Below are 15,383 nucleotides of genomic sequence, written 5' to 3' on the forward strand. Positions count from 1 at the left end.
CTAAAACCTTCCCTTTTAATTTTTTAAAGTTTACTTATGTCTATAGGATATCTTCCATATATTCTAGCTGCATTCATAAGAGCTTCTATATTTTCAATTTTAGTTCCAGTAGGAATTTGACATCCAGTTCTTAATATATATCCTTTAGGACTTCCATAACCTTTTTTTATACAGCTTTTAGCTTCATTCATAATTTCTTCTATGGTTCCATTTTTTATAGTTTCTACTGGTTTAACATTGCCTGAAATACAAATTTTGTTACCTAATATATCTTTTGCATCTTTAACATCCTCAATATTATCTATACTTATAGATGTTATTCCTGTTTCAGCTACTAAATCCCAAATTTCCTTACTTTTACCACAAATATGAATACCCATTCCTCCACCAGTTGTTTCTTTAACCTTGTCAACACATTTTTTCTCATAAGGCATAGAAAACTCTTTATATTGCTTTATACTTAAAAGACTTGTAGATGATACTGGATCTGACATTGAAAAACCTACACCCAAATTTGATGCAGCTTCTATAATTTTCATATTACACTGTGTAACAATATCCAAAAGAGTATGAAGTTTATCAGGATTTTTTATCATAGCTCTTAAAAGTTTGTCTGTTCCTATAACAGCTGAAGCTGCGCTTAGTGGTCCAGCTAGATTGAATCCCACATTTACACCTTTAGAAAGTCTATCAACTACTTTAGATAATGCCTCTAAACAAATAGGAATCTTTCCATCTTTAAATGGGTTAATAACATCTAAATTGTGTACATCTTTTATATCCTTTAATATTGGTTCTCCAACATAAGATATATTATTCTTTGGAAAAACTAATTTACTTCCTAAAGCTTCTCCGACACCTCTTAATGTTGTATTTATCCCAACTGAATCATGACCTAATTTATTAAACAGAAATTCTTCTAAATCTGCCATTTTATCTGCTGAGTGATAATACTCATCAATTGTTATTCCTATAAGTGGTGCCATAGACTCTCCCATATGCGGCATACATGGTATTCTATCAATTTCTAATCCCTTTGAAAAAGCTGACATTCTTTCTTTAGAAGTCATTTCATCTTTCTTAATAATAATTTCCTCCATACTTTCCTACAACTCCTTTTAATATATAAAAATGCTCTATAAAAAATTAAGAGCATTTTCCCATATAATAATTATTAAATTATCTATATTTCTAGATTACAAAGACTTCTTTTACTTTTCTAACTGCCTCATTTGCATCAACTGTGTAAAAATCCGCACCTATTTCAGTAGCAAATTTTTGAGATACTGGACCGCCACCTATCATAACTTTGAATCTTTCTCTAATATTTCTATTTTTTAAATTATCTATAACAGTCTTCATTCCTGGCATAGTTGTTGTCATAAGTGTTGACATACAAATAATATCTGCTTCTTTTTCTTCTGCCTCTTCAACAAATCTAGTAACTGGAACATCCCTACCTAAATCATATACAGTAAATCCTGCCGCTTCCATCATTACCTTCACTAAATTTTTTCCTATATCGTGAGTATCTCCTTCTATAACGCCTATAACAACTTTCAATGGTTTATCTAATATTCCTCTATCTAAATGAGGCTTTAAAATACCCAATCCTTCATTCATCGCATCTGAAGAAATTAGTACTTCTGGAAGAAAATATTCTTCTTCCTCATACAATTTTCCCACTCTATCCATACCTTTAATTAATCCATTATTTATAGTTTCATAAGCAGGAATACCCACTTCTAAAGATTTTTCACATAACTCTCTAGTTATATCTTCCTCCATATCTACTATGGCATCACTAATATTTTTAAATAATTCTTCTTTATTCACAATAACTACCTCTTTTCCAAAACTATATGATTACTTTTTATTACCTTTTTATTACCCTTTTATATTAAAGTTCATCTACATTAATTGGATATCTTCCATATATTCTAGCTGCATTCATGAATGCTTCTATATTTTCAATTGGTGTTCCCATAGGAATTTGACATCCTGTACTTAAAACATATCCCTTAGGACTTCCATAGCCCTTTTTTATACATAATTTAGCTTCATTCATTATTTCTTCAATTGTTCCATTTCTCATAGTATCTACAGGCTTAACATTACCTGAAATACACACTTTAGGTCCTAATATTTTTTTAGCTTCTTCTATATCTTCAGCATTATCAATACTAAAAGAAGATACACCAGTTTCTAAAATAGATTCCCATATCTCTTTGCTTTTACCACATATATGTATGCTCGTTCCTTTTCCAGAAAGCTCTCTCATTTTATCTACACACATTTTTTCATAAGGCATAGAGAATTCTCTAAATTGTTTTACACTTATTAAGCTTGTAGATGACACTGGATCTGACATTCCTAAATCTACACCTAAATTTGCAAAAGCTTTTACTATCCTTAAGTTTGTTTCTGTTACTATTTCTAACAATGTATGAACTTTCTCAGGATATTTTATCATGCCTTTTAATAAGTTCTCTGTTCCAACTACAGCTGCTGCTGCACTTAGTGGTCCTGCTATATCACTTCCCACATCTACTTTATCACCTATTTTTTTCACTATAATTTCTAGCGCTTTTAAAGCTAATGGTAATTTTCCATCTTTATATGGATCTGCTGGTGAAAGATTATCTACTAATCTTATATCTTTTAATACTGGTTCTTCTAAATAAGATACCCCATTATTAGGATAAGCAATTTTGCTTCCCATAGCTTCTGCTACTCCTCTTAAAGTAGTTCCTACCCCTACTGAATCATGACCTAATTTATTAAATAAAAATATTTCAAGTTCTGCCATGTATTCTGCAGAATTATAATACTGATTTGTTGTTATACCCATAAGTGGTGCCATTGTAACTCCCATTTGTGGCATACATGGTATCCTATCTATTTCTAAACCTTTAGAGTAAGCAGCCATCCTTTCCTTAGGCGTCATTTCATCTTTCTTAATAATTAACTTGTCCATAAGGCCCCTCCTTTTCACTGTTCTTCAACTGTATTTTAAAGTATTTATCAATTCTATTCCAATAGAAAAAGGCTATAGCTTGTACAATATCTATCAGTATATTCTATAAAGTTACATTTTATTACTTATTTTTCTATTAACATTTTTTCATATTAAATATAATTTATCAAATAATAAAAACCTACATTGAAAATATTGTAGGTTTCTTATGTCTATTAATTTTTTACATAAAATTATGAAGTAATATTTTAGTTTGATTCTATATATTTAAAAGCTTTCTAATTTGCAATCTTCCATATATATTACTAATCCTAAAAAACCATCGTTAATCTTTTTTAAAGTCCCCTTTATTAATATATTATCACCTTTTTTTAAACTTTCTATTTGCTCAATATCATAACGTTCAAATTCAAAATTTCCTCTAATAATATTGTAATCTTCAATAGATTTTATTACTATTTTTTCATCTTTTTTTTCAATTTTATCAATAGTAGTTTTTACTACTATTTCAGTATCTTTAGTTCTATTATATTTAACTTCATTATATTGCATCATCACTACATCTTTTAACGTCATAGGTTCTATTGCAATTACATTTTTACACCAAAATACAGTTATTATAATCGCAAAAATAGCAAACTTTTTATTCATATTTACAGCTCCTTAATTACTACCTATATTTTCATATATTGTACAGTTATCTAATTTTAATGTTCTAACTCCACAATCGGTCAAAATGCCCTTTATTGATACTTCTGTCCATACTTTTAAATCACATATTTTTTCTATATCAGAACTTTTCATTATACATTTTGCTCTTTTATCTAAATCAATTGTAGGTGTATTTTCTAATGGAGAATTGTGCTCCTTTATAAATATTACTATCTCATCATCCTTTTCAGTTATTTTGTATATTTTTCCATAAACTACAATTTCATTATTTAAATACTTTTCTTCATATAGTTTTTTGTTATCATACTTTAAATCAAACACATTTTTTACATCAGTTGGATTTCCATAACAATTTGAATACCCTATTAAACATATTAAGATTGAAATTAGAGTGATATTTACTCTTTTCAAATTAATCCCTCCTCCATGAATTTTTTATATTTAAAACTAATATTCTACCTATGATTGTTTTTTATTCATAAATCTTACCAAAATTTTTAATTGTTATAAAAGTAAAACTAGCTACCTAAAATTATAATTTTAGGTAGCTAGTTTAGATTTAAATTTAATTTAAAACACTATTTATAAATTTGTGAACTATATCTTCATATTTTTTCTTATCTTTATCATATGCAACAACATGACCTGCATCCTCAATTATAAGTAATCTATCTTTTTTCCCTTTTTTAACTTTATACATTTCCTCACTCATAAAACATGGAACTGTAGTATCTGCTGTTCCATGTATAAACAAAGTTGGAATTTCACTTTCTTTTATATCATCTATTGGTGATACATCATTCATTGAAAACTTACATTTGATTTTAAATACCATATTTAGAAATGGATATATTGGCGTTAGAGGAACCTTAGCTTTTTTAAATTGATATTTTAAAATTTCCTTTCCATTTGAGTATCCACAATCAGCTATTATAAAATTTATTTTTTCTTCATTTCTTCCACCATACATAAGAACAGTTGCAGCTCCCATAGATTGACCACACAATCCTATAATAGCATCTTCACCTAACTTTTCTTTAATTTTTTCAACCCATATATCTAAATCTTCTCTTTCCAATATACCGTAAGTTGGATATTCCCCATCACTAGCACCATGAGCCCTTACATCTATTTGTAATATGTTAAATCCATCTTTTAAAAATATATCAATATATTGAAGAGTTAAATAATGATTTGCTGTATATCCATGGCATAATATAATAACCTTTTTATTATTAGGAAATTTATTTATATAATATCCTTTAAGTTTATATCCATCCTTACTTACAACTTCTAAATTTTCATATTCTATACTATCGTATAAATTTACATCATAGCTTCCTCTATTTTTTAAAACATTAAAAGCTTCTTCTTTATCTTTCTTCTTTCCTAATATAACTTTTTTATAAGAGTAGTTAACTAAATATACTATTGTTAGCACTAAAACTAATAGTAAAAATATAATTATGTTAATCATAGTAAATCATCCCACCTCACACTACTTAAATAATACAATTATATTCAAAAGATTTTTTTCAGTCAACAAAGTATTATTATATATAGGTTGCAAATTGACTTTTAAAATTAATGTTTTTTAAAATAAACTAGTAAAGACTAATTTTCTATAAAATTTATAAGGTGACAACAAATTTAAAATCTATTGTCACCTTATTTTATATAAAAATCTCTATAGAATAAATCCATAGAAATTAGTTGTCAGTAAAAATTCATCTCCATTAATATATATTTTTAAAATAATTATTTATTCTAATTTCTATCTTTTACATATATATATTAAAATAATTAATACACATAAACCAACAAAAAAAGGACTACATACTATAAATGATAATACTGCAATTATACTGGTTAAAATACCACCTATAGTTACCCCTATAATGCCTAATGAGGCTATCACTGGAAGAATTATAACTAATATAATTATGGATGCTATTATACTGATTAAAATGCCTAGCCCTATTCCAACACCTTTTATAATAAACTTACAGGTAATACAAATTATATAAAACATGAAAATTATCATAGCTAAAAAACATAAAATACTTATCATAATATTCATACCCTCCCTATATTATAATAGTATTATATAATTAAAATTATTTTACATATTTCATACAATTTAACATATTTTTAATATAGTTTCAAAATAAAAAAGTTTACTTCATATCTTAATAAAGTAAACTTTCTACCAATTATTTAACTATCTCTACATTCTCCAATAAAAATAGCAGCAAGCGTTCCCGGGCCACCATGTGCTCCAATTACAGCTCCCATAGAATTTAAAATAACCTTTTCTACATTATTTTCTTTTAAAATTATTTCTTTAAGTTCATGCGCCTCTTTTTCACAATCTGCATGGGCTATAAATATAACTTGATTTTCTATATTAAGTGCTTTTTCTTTAACTTGAGCTCCTAAATATTTAATTGCTTTTTTTCTTCCTTTTATTTTCCCAGCTTGAACAACTTTACCTTCATTATTTATAGTAAGTATAGGTTTTATATTCAATAAAGATCCAACTGTTGCTGCTGCAGATGAAATTCTTCCGCCTCTTTTTAAATGGGATAAATCATCTACAGTAAAAGCATGTAATATCTTACTTTTATTTTCTTCTAACCAATTTACAACATCACATTTGTCCTTACCTTCTCTTAGCATCTCACAAGCATAATACACTAATGCCCCTTCTCCTAAAGATGCACTTATAGAATCTATTATATTTATATCTGCATTTTCATATTTCTCTAAAATATTTTGTTTTGCGATATTAGCACTATTAATCGTACCACTTAAACCTGAAGATAATCCTATATATATTATACTCTTACCTTCTTTAACATATTTTTCAAAAACCTCTTCAAAAGCATAGATATTTACTTGAGATGTAGATGCCGTTTTGCCATCTCTTAATTCCTTGTAAAAGTAATCATACTTTAACGTATCACCTAAATCATCTAAAATATAATCCCCATTTATATTCACACCTAAAGAAAGAAATTCTATGTTGTTATCTTTAATATAATTTAATGGTAAATCACAAGCAGAATCTGTTATAAGTTTTATATCCATTTACTTTCGCTACTAAAATATCCATTTTAGTAACTTCCTCCTTCCAATCCCTTCATTATATATAATATATTTTTTTTCACTTTATACTCTCTACTAAATCATTTTCTAAATTATTGTTTATTAATTGTCTTTAAGATAGTTTGCTATTTTAAAATATTAATATTCAATAAATTTTAAATAAACGATATCTTATCAAGATATCACATTATAACATAACTTATTTTGATATTCAAATGGTTTGACTATCAAAATAAGTTCGCCGTCTAACTATTTATTGCAAAGTACATTTTTGGAACTATTAGTATGATGTTAATCTTAAATTTTCTTAATCTAATAAATTTAAAATTCAATAATATTTTACACATATAAATTATTATTGAAATAAATGTAATTCTACATAAAAAGAGCCATTGACCAATTAACTTTTATTAGTTAATTTTCCAATAGCTCCTGTTTTTATTTTTTACATTTTTTCTACAACTTCTAAACCTATTAAAGACAATCCATTTTTCAATACTTGAAGTGTTGCCTTTACAAGATTAATTCTTGCATTTTTAATTTCTTCACTTTCTGAGTTTGCTATGTTGTGAGCATTATAAAATTTATTAAATGCTTTAGCAACATCTATACAATATCTTGTTACCATACATGGTTGAAGCTTATCTAACGCAAAATTAATTACATTTTCTAAGTTTCCAAGTTCTTTTACAAGTTCAAATTCTTCCTTAGAATTTAATTTGCTATAATCTATATTTTCATCTAAACCTTCTCCAACTTTTCTTAATATACTTCTTCCTCTTGCATAAGTATATTGTACATAAGGACCTGTTTCACCTTCAAAGCTTAGCATTTCATCCCAGTTAAATATTATATCTCTTTCTCTATTATTTTTAAGATAAGTAAATACTATTGCACCTATACCAACTTTTTTAGCCACTTCTTCCTTATTTTCTAATTCAGGATTCTTTTCATTTATTATCTCTAAAGTTTTAGCTACTGCTTCATTTAATAAATCTTCTAAAAATACAACATCACCTTTTCTTGTTGAAAGCTTTTTATCAGCAAATCTTACAAGCCCAAATCCTACGTGTGTACAATCATTAGCCCACTGATGACCCATAAGTTCTATTGTTTTAAATACTTGATTAAAATGAAGTGCTTGATCCTTTGCAACTACATATATATTTTTATAAAAGTCATAAGTTTTCTTTCTATAAAATGCTGCTGCTAAATCACGAGTTGCATATATAGTAGCTCCATCTGCCTTTTTTATTATACAAGGAGGCATATTATATTCATCAAGCATAACCACCTTTGCTCCTTGACTATCTGTTAAAAGACCCTTTTCATCTATCTCTTCTATAACTGCATCCATTTTATCACTGTAAAAACTTTCGCCTGCAAAAGAATCAAAAGATACATTTAACATTTTAAATAACTTGTCAAACTCTTTTAAACTTAAATCTCTAAATCTAGTCCAAAGTTTAACTTCTTCTTCATTTCCATCTTCAAGTAGTTTAAAATGTCTTCTGCCTTCATCATTAAGAGATGGATCTTTTTCTGCTTCATCATGAAACTTAACATAAACCCTTAACATCTCTTTTATTGGTTCTTTTTCTAAAGCTTCTTCATCTCCCCAATTATTATAAGCGTATATAAGTTTACCAAACTGTGTTCCCCAATCACCTAAATGATTTATTCCTATGGCATTATATCCATGAAAATTAAATAATTTATATAAAGAATTTCCAAGCATTGTAGTAAATAAATGTCCTACGTGGAAAGGTTTTGCAATATTAGCTGAACAATACTCAACTATTACATTCTTTCCGTCCCCATCATTATTACTACCATATAAATCTTTTTCTTTTAAAATTTTTTCTATAGTATTTTTTATAAGAATCTCTTTATTAACAAAAAAATTTAAATATGGTCCAAAAGCTTCAACCTTTTCAAAGTTATTATCCTTTATTTTTTCTTTTAATTCTTGTGCAATCATTTGTGGTGCTTTTCTCATTGATTTTGCTAATGAAAAACAAGGAAATGCATAATCACCCATATCTGACTTTGGTGGTATTTCTACTAATTTTTCTAACTCATCTATTGATATATCTACATTTGAAGATAATATACTTGCTATATGATTTTTATAATCCATTTAAAATTCCTCCTAATTTTTTATAATAAAAAAACCGCCTCTTTACAAAAGTAAAGAGACGGGTAAATATCCGTGGTACCACTCTATTTGATCTTAATTATAAGATCCTCTCAAAATTTAACGCTATTTAGCGGCAATCCTTTGTTAGCTTATATTAAACTAACTTTCTAAAATTGCATCTCCAAGGCTCTCTTCCTATAGCAATTGCTATGCTTTTATGTCCCCACTTAAGCTTCTTTGAAATATAAGGCTCACACCAGTTCCTTACTCGCTTAATTTCTTTAAAGAAAGTACTATCCTTTTCATTGATTTTTTCATTAAATTATATATTACATTATATACATATACTTAATTTTGTCAATAGTTTTTATCATTTATTTTATTTATATAATTTCAAAATTATCTTTTCCCTTATGCATTATATATATTCATTACTAAATAACCGCTGTTTTCATTCTCAATTGATAACAAAATCCACATATATTTTTATTTAGTTTTTATTCACAAAACAAGAATTTTAGTATATTATAGTTAGTATACTTATATATAAATAAACTATTTATGTTATATCAATTGATAATGGAGGAATTATGAATAACAATTTAGAAATCGGAGTAAAGGTTAGTAAAAACACTATAATAGTTAACGGACTATTATCTTTTGTAAAAATTTTTATTGGCATTATATCTAAAAGTAATGCAATGATAGCAGACGGAATTCACTCTTTTTCAGATATAATAAGCACTTTAGGTGTTATTATAGGTTTAAAACTTTCTAGCAAACCTGCTGATGAATCTCATCCTTATGGACATGAAAAAATAGAAAGTTTATCTTCACTATTTTTATCTATATTACTTTTTATAGTAGCTATTGGTATCGGTTTTACTGGTATTAAGAACATAATTTCAGGAAATCTTAGTGTTCCAACTTCCATTGCGATATTAGGAGCTATAATTTCTATAATCACTAAAGAATGGATGTATTTTTACACAATGAAATATGCTAAAAAAATAGACAGTCCATCTTTAAAAGCAGATGCATGGCATCATAGATCTGATTCATTATCATCAATTGGAGCGCTTCTAGGAATTTTAGGCGCTAGAATGGGTTTCCCTGTATTAGATTCATTAGTAGCTTTAGTAATCTCTATTTTAATAATCAAAGTTTCTTATAATATAGCAAAAGAAAGTATATCTCAACTTATAGACCAATCTGCAGATAAAAATACAGTGTTAGAAATAGAAAATAAAATAAAATCCATAGATGGAGTTGAAAGTATAGATAAGCTAAGAACAAGGCTTCATGCTAATAAAATTTATGTAGATGTTTCAGTTTCTGTAAATTCTAACCTTACAGTAGATGAAGGTCATTCAATAGCAACAAAGGTTCATAATTTAATAGAAGAAAACTCTAATATAAAACATTGTATGGTTCATATTAACCCATATAAAGCTTAAATTTTTAACTTTAATAAGAAGCGCAATATATTAATGCGCTTCTTTCTTAACATTTATTTATTTTAATAACAATTTAATAAATATTTAAGTGACTTAAATTTAAGACTTGTAATCCTACATTAATACTTTTTTTTCTTCTAATATTTCAACATTATAATTAAAAGAATTTACAAATTTATATTTAATTTTAAATATACCACTTTCCTGTGAACAATGTACAAATTCTGTCAGTATATTTTCCGTATATTTTGATATAATCATTTTTATGTCTTTTATTACAGTTTTATTATTTGTAAAAGGATTAAACTCTAAATCTACCTCCTTAGCCCCTTCTAAAGGCATATAAATCACATAATATCCACTTTCACATGAAAAACCATTTTTTATAATATCCTTAGGTTTTAAATACTTTATCGTTATAGATAAAATCCCTTCATATATTAGTATCCCTTTATTATTTTTATTACTTTTTGCACAGTTTGAATTTAAAATAAAAAGTTCACTGCTAACACTCAATATTTTAAGTACTGGAAAATTAAATTCCACATTTGCTACTACTAAATCATTAATAATTGTATTAGCTAATTGAACTTCTACTTTTTTTATGCTTTTATCATCTTGTGATTTTTTCAAAACAACATCGTCTTTCTTATATCCTTCTATTGATGCACTATCACAAACTTGTATTTTACTTAAATCAACACTATTATAATCAGGCTTAACTTCATATGAATTTCTATAGTTTTTTTTATAATTACCACTATATTCTTTGTTGTTTTTATTAAAGCCTTCACTTAAAATTCGTTTATAACTTTTTTTTCTTTCATTTTCTTTTAATTCTTTACAATGATTTTTTTTATAATAATCATCTTCATTTAATATCCTACTTTCTTTATAATATTTTTTAATATTTGTATTATCAACTTCGGTATTCTTACTATGTTCTTTTGAATCTATCTTATAAGTACTACTATCCTTAATTTTATTTATTGTTTTTTTTTTATTTTTAGATGTTTGATCAATTTCTTCTAAATATAAATATAGTAATATATAATTTAAGGTTTTAGAATCAATTTTAATTTTTTTTATTATCAATTCCACAGCTATTTTTATTAGTAATATTTCTAATTCCATATATACCCCACCATAACATTGCTATAATATTATTTTATAAAAAAGATGCAGAGTTGTTACAACTCTGCATTATTTTTAAATTTTCAATATTCAATTTTATATATATTCTTCTATCCTACTCTTGATCATCTTCTACTAACTGATCATCTTCTACTGCTTCATCATCTACACCATAGCATTCTTTACCATCAGGTTCTCCACTATAATGCCATCTTTCTATTTCAGTTTTAAATATATCAAATTCAAGAGTTAATACTATTTTTTCTGTAAATATAGAATATAATTCTCCTTCACAGCAATTTTCATCACATTTTCTTAAAATGTCTCCTTCTCGTATTGACCATGATATTAATTCTGCAAAAGGCGGTCTAAATAATGTTACACTTTCAAATTCTTCTCCATCACATAATGATTGACCCATAAATCCCTTATCACATGGTTCTATTGTATTGTTATAATATTCAAACCTTCTTTTTTCTCTTGCTTCCGGTCTTGGCAATCTTATACGTCTATCTAATGGACTAGCAAAACTAAATGGTACTTTTATAATTATATCATTTAAATTATTTCTATAAGTTCTACATCTACTTGTATCTATTGTTGGATCTATAGGAGTAGCATATTTTATATCTTTTATAATATATCCTTCAACAATTAGCATATGATCTATTATTTTACATTGGTTTATTATAGGAGTTCTTTTTATTCCTTTTATTTCAACAAATCCCTCCGGAATTTGAACGTGATCAATTATTACACCACTAATTTTTGCTTCACCTATTTTTTTTATTTTCTTTTCGCCATGTCTTCTATGAGAAGTTCCTGTAGGTGTTAATATAGTAGATTCTAGTTCTATATCACTACAATCATGTGTTGGACATCCACTTGGTAATAAGTTTGGTATACAATTATTGCTCATTATTTTTTTCACCTCAAAATATAGTGTAATCACAATATATAAATAAAGCTGTATTACAAGCTTTATACTATAATATATTGTATTTATTTGTTTTTGTTACACTCCTCTACATTTTTTGCAAACAATTTATTATAACTAAACATTTTTTAAATAAATTAATTATTATTTTATATATATTATTAAATAATAGTCACTTCTACATACTTTTTTACATATATATCAAAATCTAAATTTAATGAAATTTTTTCACTAAATACTTTATATAGTTTGGTATCTTTATTTTCCCTTTTATAATTATCTACTCCCTCTATTGTCCAACCAGTTAAATCACCATAAGGCAAATCATTAAAAGTCAAAGAATTTTTAAAATAATTTTCACATATTGACGATGTATTGAAATTTTCTTCAAAATATCTTTTTTTATTATCCTTATTTAAAACTTTACCATTTTTATTTTCTGTAAAACTATTAGAATTGAGTTCACTTATAATAGTAGAAATGTTAAATGGAATTTTTATTTTCACATTTCTTAAATAGTTTTCACAAAAATTATATTTTTCCAAATTACTATCACCATATTTAGGTGTAGCATAACAAATATCTTTTAATATATATCCTTCAACAATTAAGTTGTCATATAAAATTTTGCAATTTTTTATAAAAACATCTCTTTTACATTCTTCTATACTTATATAACCTTCTGGAATTGTTACCTCTTCTAATATAGTAGTTTTCATGAATACAGTAGCAAGTAAAACAGGAACTTTTGCTTTATTTAACTTTTTTTCACCAGAATTCACTCCACTACTTCCTATCTGTTTATGTTCTATTGTTATATCGCTACAATAATTGTTAGAATTATTTATAATACTTTCTTCTACTTTTATGTTCATACCCATATAAAAATCACCTCAAAAGTGCTATTTATAATATTCTATTCCCCCTCTAGAAGTTAAGTTCCATTTTTTCATATGTTTTCCATACTTATAACTATAAAAATGGCCTAAGATAATAAAATTATCTTAGGCCATTTTTTATAAATTACTTCTTATACATTTCTTGAATTTTACTTTGAATTTCATCATTTTCTAAATACTCATCATATGTCATCGCTCTATCCATCATTCCATTTGGAGTTATTTCTATAACTCTATTAGCTATTGTTTGAATAAATTGATGATCATGTGATGTAAAGAATAATGTTCCTGTAAAGTTTATAAGTCCATTATTTACAGATGTTATCGATTCAAGATCTAAGTGGTTAGTTGGTTCATCTAAAATTAATATATTAGCGGAACTTAACATCATCTTAGATAACATACAACGAACTTTTTCTCCTCCTGATAATACAGAAGATTTTTTTAATGCTTCTTCTCCAGAAAATAACATTCTTCCTAAAAATCCTCTTATAAAACTTTCAGATTTTTCTTCAGAATATTGTCTTAACCAATCAACTAAAGTTAAGTCACAGTCCTCAAAATACTTTGAGTTATCGATTGGAAAATAACTTTGAGAAGTTGTAACTCCCCATTTAAACTCACCATTATCTGCTTCTAGTTCTCCTACTAAAATTTTAAATAAAGTAGTTTTTGCAATACCTTCACCTAAAAATATTATTTTATCATTCTTATTTACTCTAAAACTAATATTATCTAAAACCTTTATTCCATCTATAGTTTTACTTAAGTTCTTAACCTCTAAAATATCGTTTCCAGCTTCTCTTTCTGGTTTAAATCCAACAAAAGGATACCTTCTTGTAGATGGCTGTATATCATCTAATGTAATTTTATCTAATTGTTTCTTTCTACTAGTAGCTTGCTTTGCTTTAGATGCATTTGAACTAAATCTAGCTATAAAAGCTTGAAGTTCTTTAATTTTTTCTTCTTTTTTCTTATTTTGATCTTTTGACATTTGAAGTGCTAACTGACTTGATTCATACCAAAAATCATAGTTTCCAACATAAAGTTGAATTTTTCCGAAGTCTACATCTGCCATATGTGTACATACTTTATTTAGGAAATGTCTATCATGGGATACAACTATCACAGTTCCTTCAAAATCTAATAAAAAGTTTTCAAGCCAAGTTATAGATTTTATATCTAAGTGGTTAGTCGGTTCGTCCATTATTAAAATATCTGGTTTTCCAAATAAAGCTTGAGCAAGTAATACTTTAACTTTTTCTGGACCACTTAAATCTTTCATTAATTTTGCATGTAATTCTTCAGTAATTCCTAAACCATTTAATAATGTAGCTGCTTCACTTTCAGCTTCCCATCCATTTAATTCTGCAAACTCACATTCAAGTTCTGATGCTTTTATTCCATCTTCATCTGTAAAGTCTGGTTTTGCATATAATGCATCTTTTTCATCCATTATTTGAATCAATCTTTCATGACCCATCATAACTGTTTTTAATACTTCTACTTCATCATATTCAAAGTGATCTTGCTTTAAAACAGCCATTCTTTCACCAGAAGTTATAGATACCTCTCCAGTATTTGCTTCTATTTCCCCTGATAATATTTTTAAGAAAGTAGACTTTCCTGCTCCATTTGCTCCTATTATTCCATAACAATTTCCTTCAGTAAACTTTATATTAACATCTTCAAAAAGTTTTCTTCCACCATATCTTAAACTAATATTAGTTGCTTGTATCATTAATATGTACCCTCCAAATAATTCAAATTTATTCTTTTGTAATTATAACTAATCACCTAAAATCAGTATATTTTTTACAATTAGTGTTCTCAATATAAACACGTTCACTATTATAGCATATAGCTTGCTTTATTTACAATTATAAATTTAAAATCTCTTTGCTATAGGATTCCAAGTTGACTTTTAAAATTATCCATTCCAAAACTTGGATACCCAAAATAGTGAGACATGCTCTGAATTGCTTAGAATTCAACACTACATTTTGTATGAAAATATTTTAAAGTTATTGAATAAATTTAAATTCGAGCTTGTTTCCCT

Annotated in this window: 14 protein-coding genes; 1 reads left to right on the forward strand and 13 read right to left on the reverse strand. The window is 26.4% G+C overall.

The window, feature by feature from the left end; all coding sequences use genetic code 11:
* Positions 1-23: 23 nt before the first annotated feature.
* The 9 genes from AZI32_RS10985 to argS all read right to left on the reverse strand — a co-directional run bounded on the left by AZI32_RS10985 (position 24) and on the right by argS (position 8,897).
* On the reverse strand, positions 24-1,100 hold the full coding sequence (locus tag AZI32_RS10985; RefSeq protein ID WP_082761218.1) for a uroporphyrinogen decarboxylase family protein: 1,077 nt from the start codon (positions 1,098-1,100) through the stop codon (positions 24-26).
* Between the two features lie 91 nt (positions 1,101-1,191).
* Complete coding sequence (locus tag AZI32_RS10990) at positions 1,192-1,836, reverse strand: corrinoid protein (protein WP_082761219.1); 645 nt, start codon at positions 1,834-1,836, stop codon at positions 1,192-1,194.
* 64 nt (positions 1,837-1,900) lie between these two features.
* The gene (locus AZI32_RS10995; protein WP_026022173.1) at positions 1,901-2,962 is read right to left on the reverse strand and encodes a methylcobamide--CoM methyltransferase; all 1,062 of its coding nucleotides are present in this window, start codon (positions 2,960-2,962) and stop codon (positions 1,901-1,903) included.
* Between the two features lie 282 nt (positions 2,963-3,244).
* A complete protein-coding gene (locus AZI32_RS11000) occupies positions 3,245-3,628 on the reverse strand; it encodes a hypothetical protein (RefSeq protein WP_061995883.1) in 384 nt (127 codons plus the stop codon).
* Between the two features lie 12 nt (positions 3,629-3,640).
* Positions 3,641-4,060 carry a hypothetical protein gene (locus AZI32_RS11005; RefSeq protein ID WP_061995884.1) on the reverse strand — a complete coding sequence of 140 codons (420 nt, stop codon included), beginning with the start codon at positions 4,058-4,060 and terminating at the stop codon, positions 3,641-3,643.
* Positions 4,061-4,214: 154 nt separating this feature from the next.
* Positions 4,215-5,126: an alpha/beta hydrolase gene (locus AZI32_RS11010; RefSeq protein WP_061995885.1), complete on the reverse strand. Its 912-nt coding sequence runs from the start codon at positions 5,124-5,126 to the stop codon at positions 4,215-4,217.
* 297 nt (positions 5,127-5,423) lie between these two features.
* A complete protein-coding gene (locus AZI32_RS11015) occupies positions 5,424-5,720 on the reverse strand; it encodes a hypothetical protein (protein WP_061995886.1) in 297 nt (98 codons plus the stop codon).
* A gap of 146 nt (positions 5,721-5,866) precedes the next feature.
* Positions 5,867-6,739 carry a DegV family protein gene (locus tag AZI32_RS11020; protein ID WP_061995887.1) on the reverse strand — a complete coding sequence of 291 codons (873 nt, stop codon included), beginning with the start codon at positions 6,737-6,739 and terminating at the stop codon, positions 5,867-5,869.
* 463 nt (positions 6,740-7,202) lie between these two features.
* A complete protein-coding gene (gene argS, locus AZI32_RS11025; RefSeq protein ID WP_061995888.1) occupies positions 7,203-8,897 on the reverse strand; it encodes an arginine--tRNA ligase in 1,695 nt (564 codons plus the stop codon).
* Positions 8,898-9,487: 590 nt separating this feature from the next.
* Here argS and AZI32_RS11030 point away from each other — a divergent pair.
* The gene (locus AZI32_RS11030) at positions 9,488-10,354 is read left to right on the forward strand and encodes a cation diffusion facilitator family transporter (RefSeq protein ID WP_061995889.1); all 867 of its coding nucleotides are present in this window, start codon (positions 9,488-9,490) and stop codon (positions 10,352-10,354) included.
* Between the two features lie 114 nt (positions 10,355-10,468).
* On the opposite strand, the gene AZI32_RS11035 is transcribed toward AZI32_RS11030, so the two are convergent.
* The 4 genes from AZI32_RS11035 to AZI32_RS11050 form a co-directional block, all read right to left on the reverse strand.
* On the reverse strand, positions 10,469-11,488 hold the full coding sequence (locus tag AZI32_RS11035) for a hypothetical protein (RefSeq protein ID WP_061995890.1): 1,020 nt from the start codon (positions 11,486-11,488) through the stop codon (positions 10,469-10,471).
* A 115-nt stretch (positions 11,489-11,603) separates the two neighbouring features.
* On the reverse strand, positions 11,604-12,407 hold the full coding sequence (locus AZI32_RS11040; protein ID WP_061995891.1) for a hypothetical protein: 804 nt from the start codon (positions 12,405-12,407) through the stop codon (positions 11,604-11,606).
* Positions 12,408-12,586: 179 nt separating this feature from the next.
* Positions 12,587-13,306, reverse strand: a complete 720-nt coding sequence (locus tag AZI32_RS11045; RefSeq protein WP_061995892.1) for a hypothetical protein — start codon at positions 13,304-13,306, stop codon at positions 12,587-12,589.
* Between the two features lie 142 nt (positions 13,307-13,448).
* A complete protein-coding gene (locus AZI32_RS11050; RefSeq protein ID WP_061995893.1) occupies positions 13,449-15,065 on the reverse strand; it encodes an ATP-binding cassette domain-containing protein in 1,617 nt (538 codons plus the stop codon).
* Positions 15,066-15,383: the final 318 nt, after the last annotated feature.

The organism is Clostridium sp. ATCC 25772, from assembly GCF_001573875.1.
Taxonomy (GTDB): domain Bacteria; phylum Bacillota; class Clostridia; order Clostridiales; family Clostridiaceae; genus Clostridium_J; species Clostridium_J senegalense.

What these genes read in the sequence shown, in the direction of transcription:
- AZI32_RS10985 (WP_082761218.1), bottom strand. Translation starts at nt 1,100, where the DNA reads ATGGAGGAAATTATTATTAAGAAAGATGAAATGACTTCTAAAGAAAGA.
- AZI32_RS11000 (WP_061995883.1), bottom strand. Translation starts at nt 3,628, where the DNA reads ATGAATAAAAAGTTTGCTATTTTTGCGATTATAATAACTGTATTTTGG.
- AZI32_RS11010 (WP_061995885.1), bottom strand. Translation starts at nt 5,126, where the DNA reads ATGATTAACATAATTATATTTTTACTATTAGTTTTAGTGCTAACAATA.
- AZI32_RS11015 (WP_061995886.1), bottom strand. Translation starts at nt 5,720, where the DNA reads ATGATAAGTATTTTATGTTTTTTAGCTATGATAATTTTCATGTTTTAT.
- AZI32_RS11020 (WP_061995887.1), bottom strand. Translation starts at nt 6,739, where the DNA reads ATGGATATAAAACTTATAACAGATTCTGCTTGTGATTTACCATTAAAT.
- argS (WP_061995888.1), bottom strand. Translation starts at nt 8,897, where the DNA reads ATGGATTATAAAAATCATATAGCAAGTATATTATCTTCAAATGTAGAT.
- AZI32_RS11030 (WP_061995889.1), top strand. Translation starts at nt 9,488, where the DNA reads ATGAATAACAATTTAGAAATCGGAGTAAAGGTTAGTAAAAACACTATA.
- AZI32_RS11035 (WP_061995890.1), bottom strand. Translation starts at nt 11,488, where the DNA reads ATGGAATTAGAAATATTACTAATAAAAATAGCTGTGGAATTGATAATA.
- AZI32_RS11040 (WP_061995891.1), bottom strand. Translation starts at nt 12,407, where the DNA reads ATGAGCAATAATTGTATACCAAACTTATTACCAAGTGGATGTCCAACA.
- AZI32_RS11045 (WP_061995892.1), bottom strand. Translation starts at nt 13,306, where the DNA reads ATGGGTATGAACATAAAAGTAGAAGAAAGTATTATAAATAATTCTAAC.
- AZI32_RS11050 (WP_061995893.1), bottom strand. Translation starts at nt 15,065, where the DNA reads ATGATACAAGCAACTAATATTAGTTTAAGATATGGTGGAAGAAAACTT.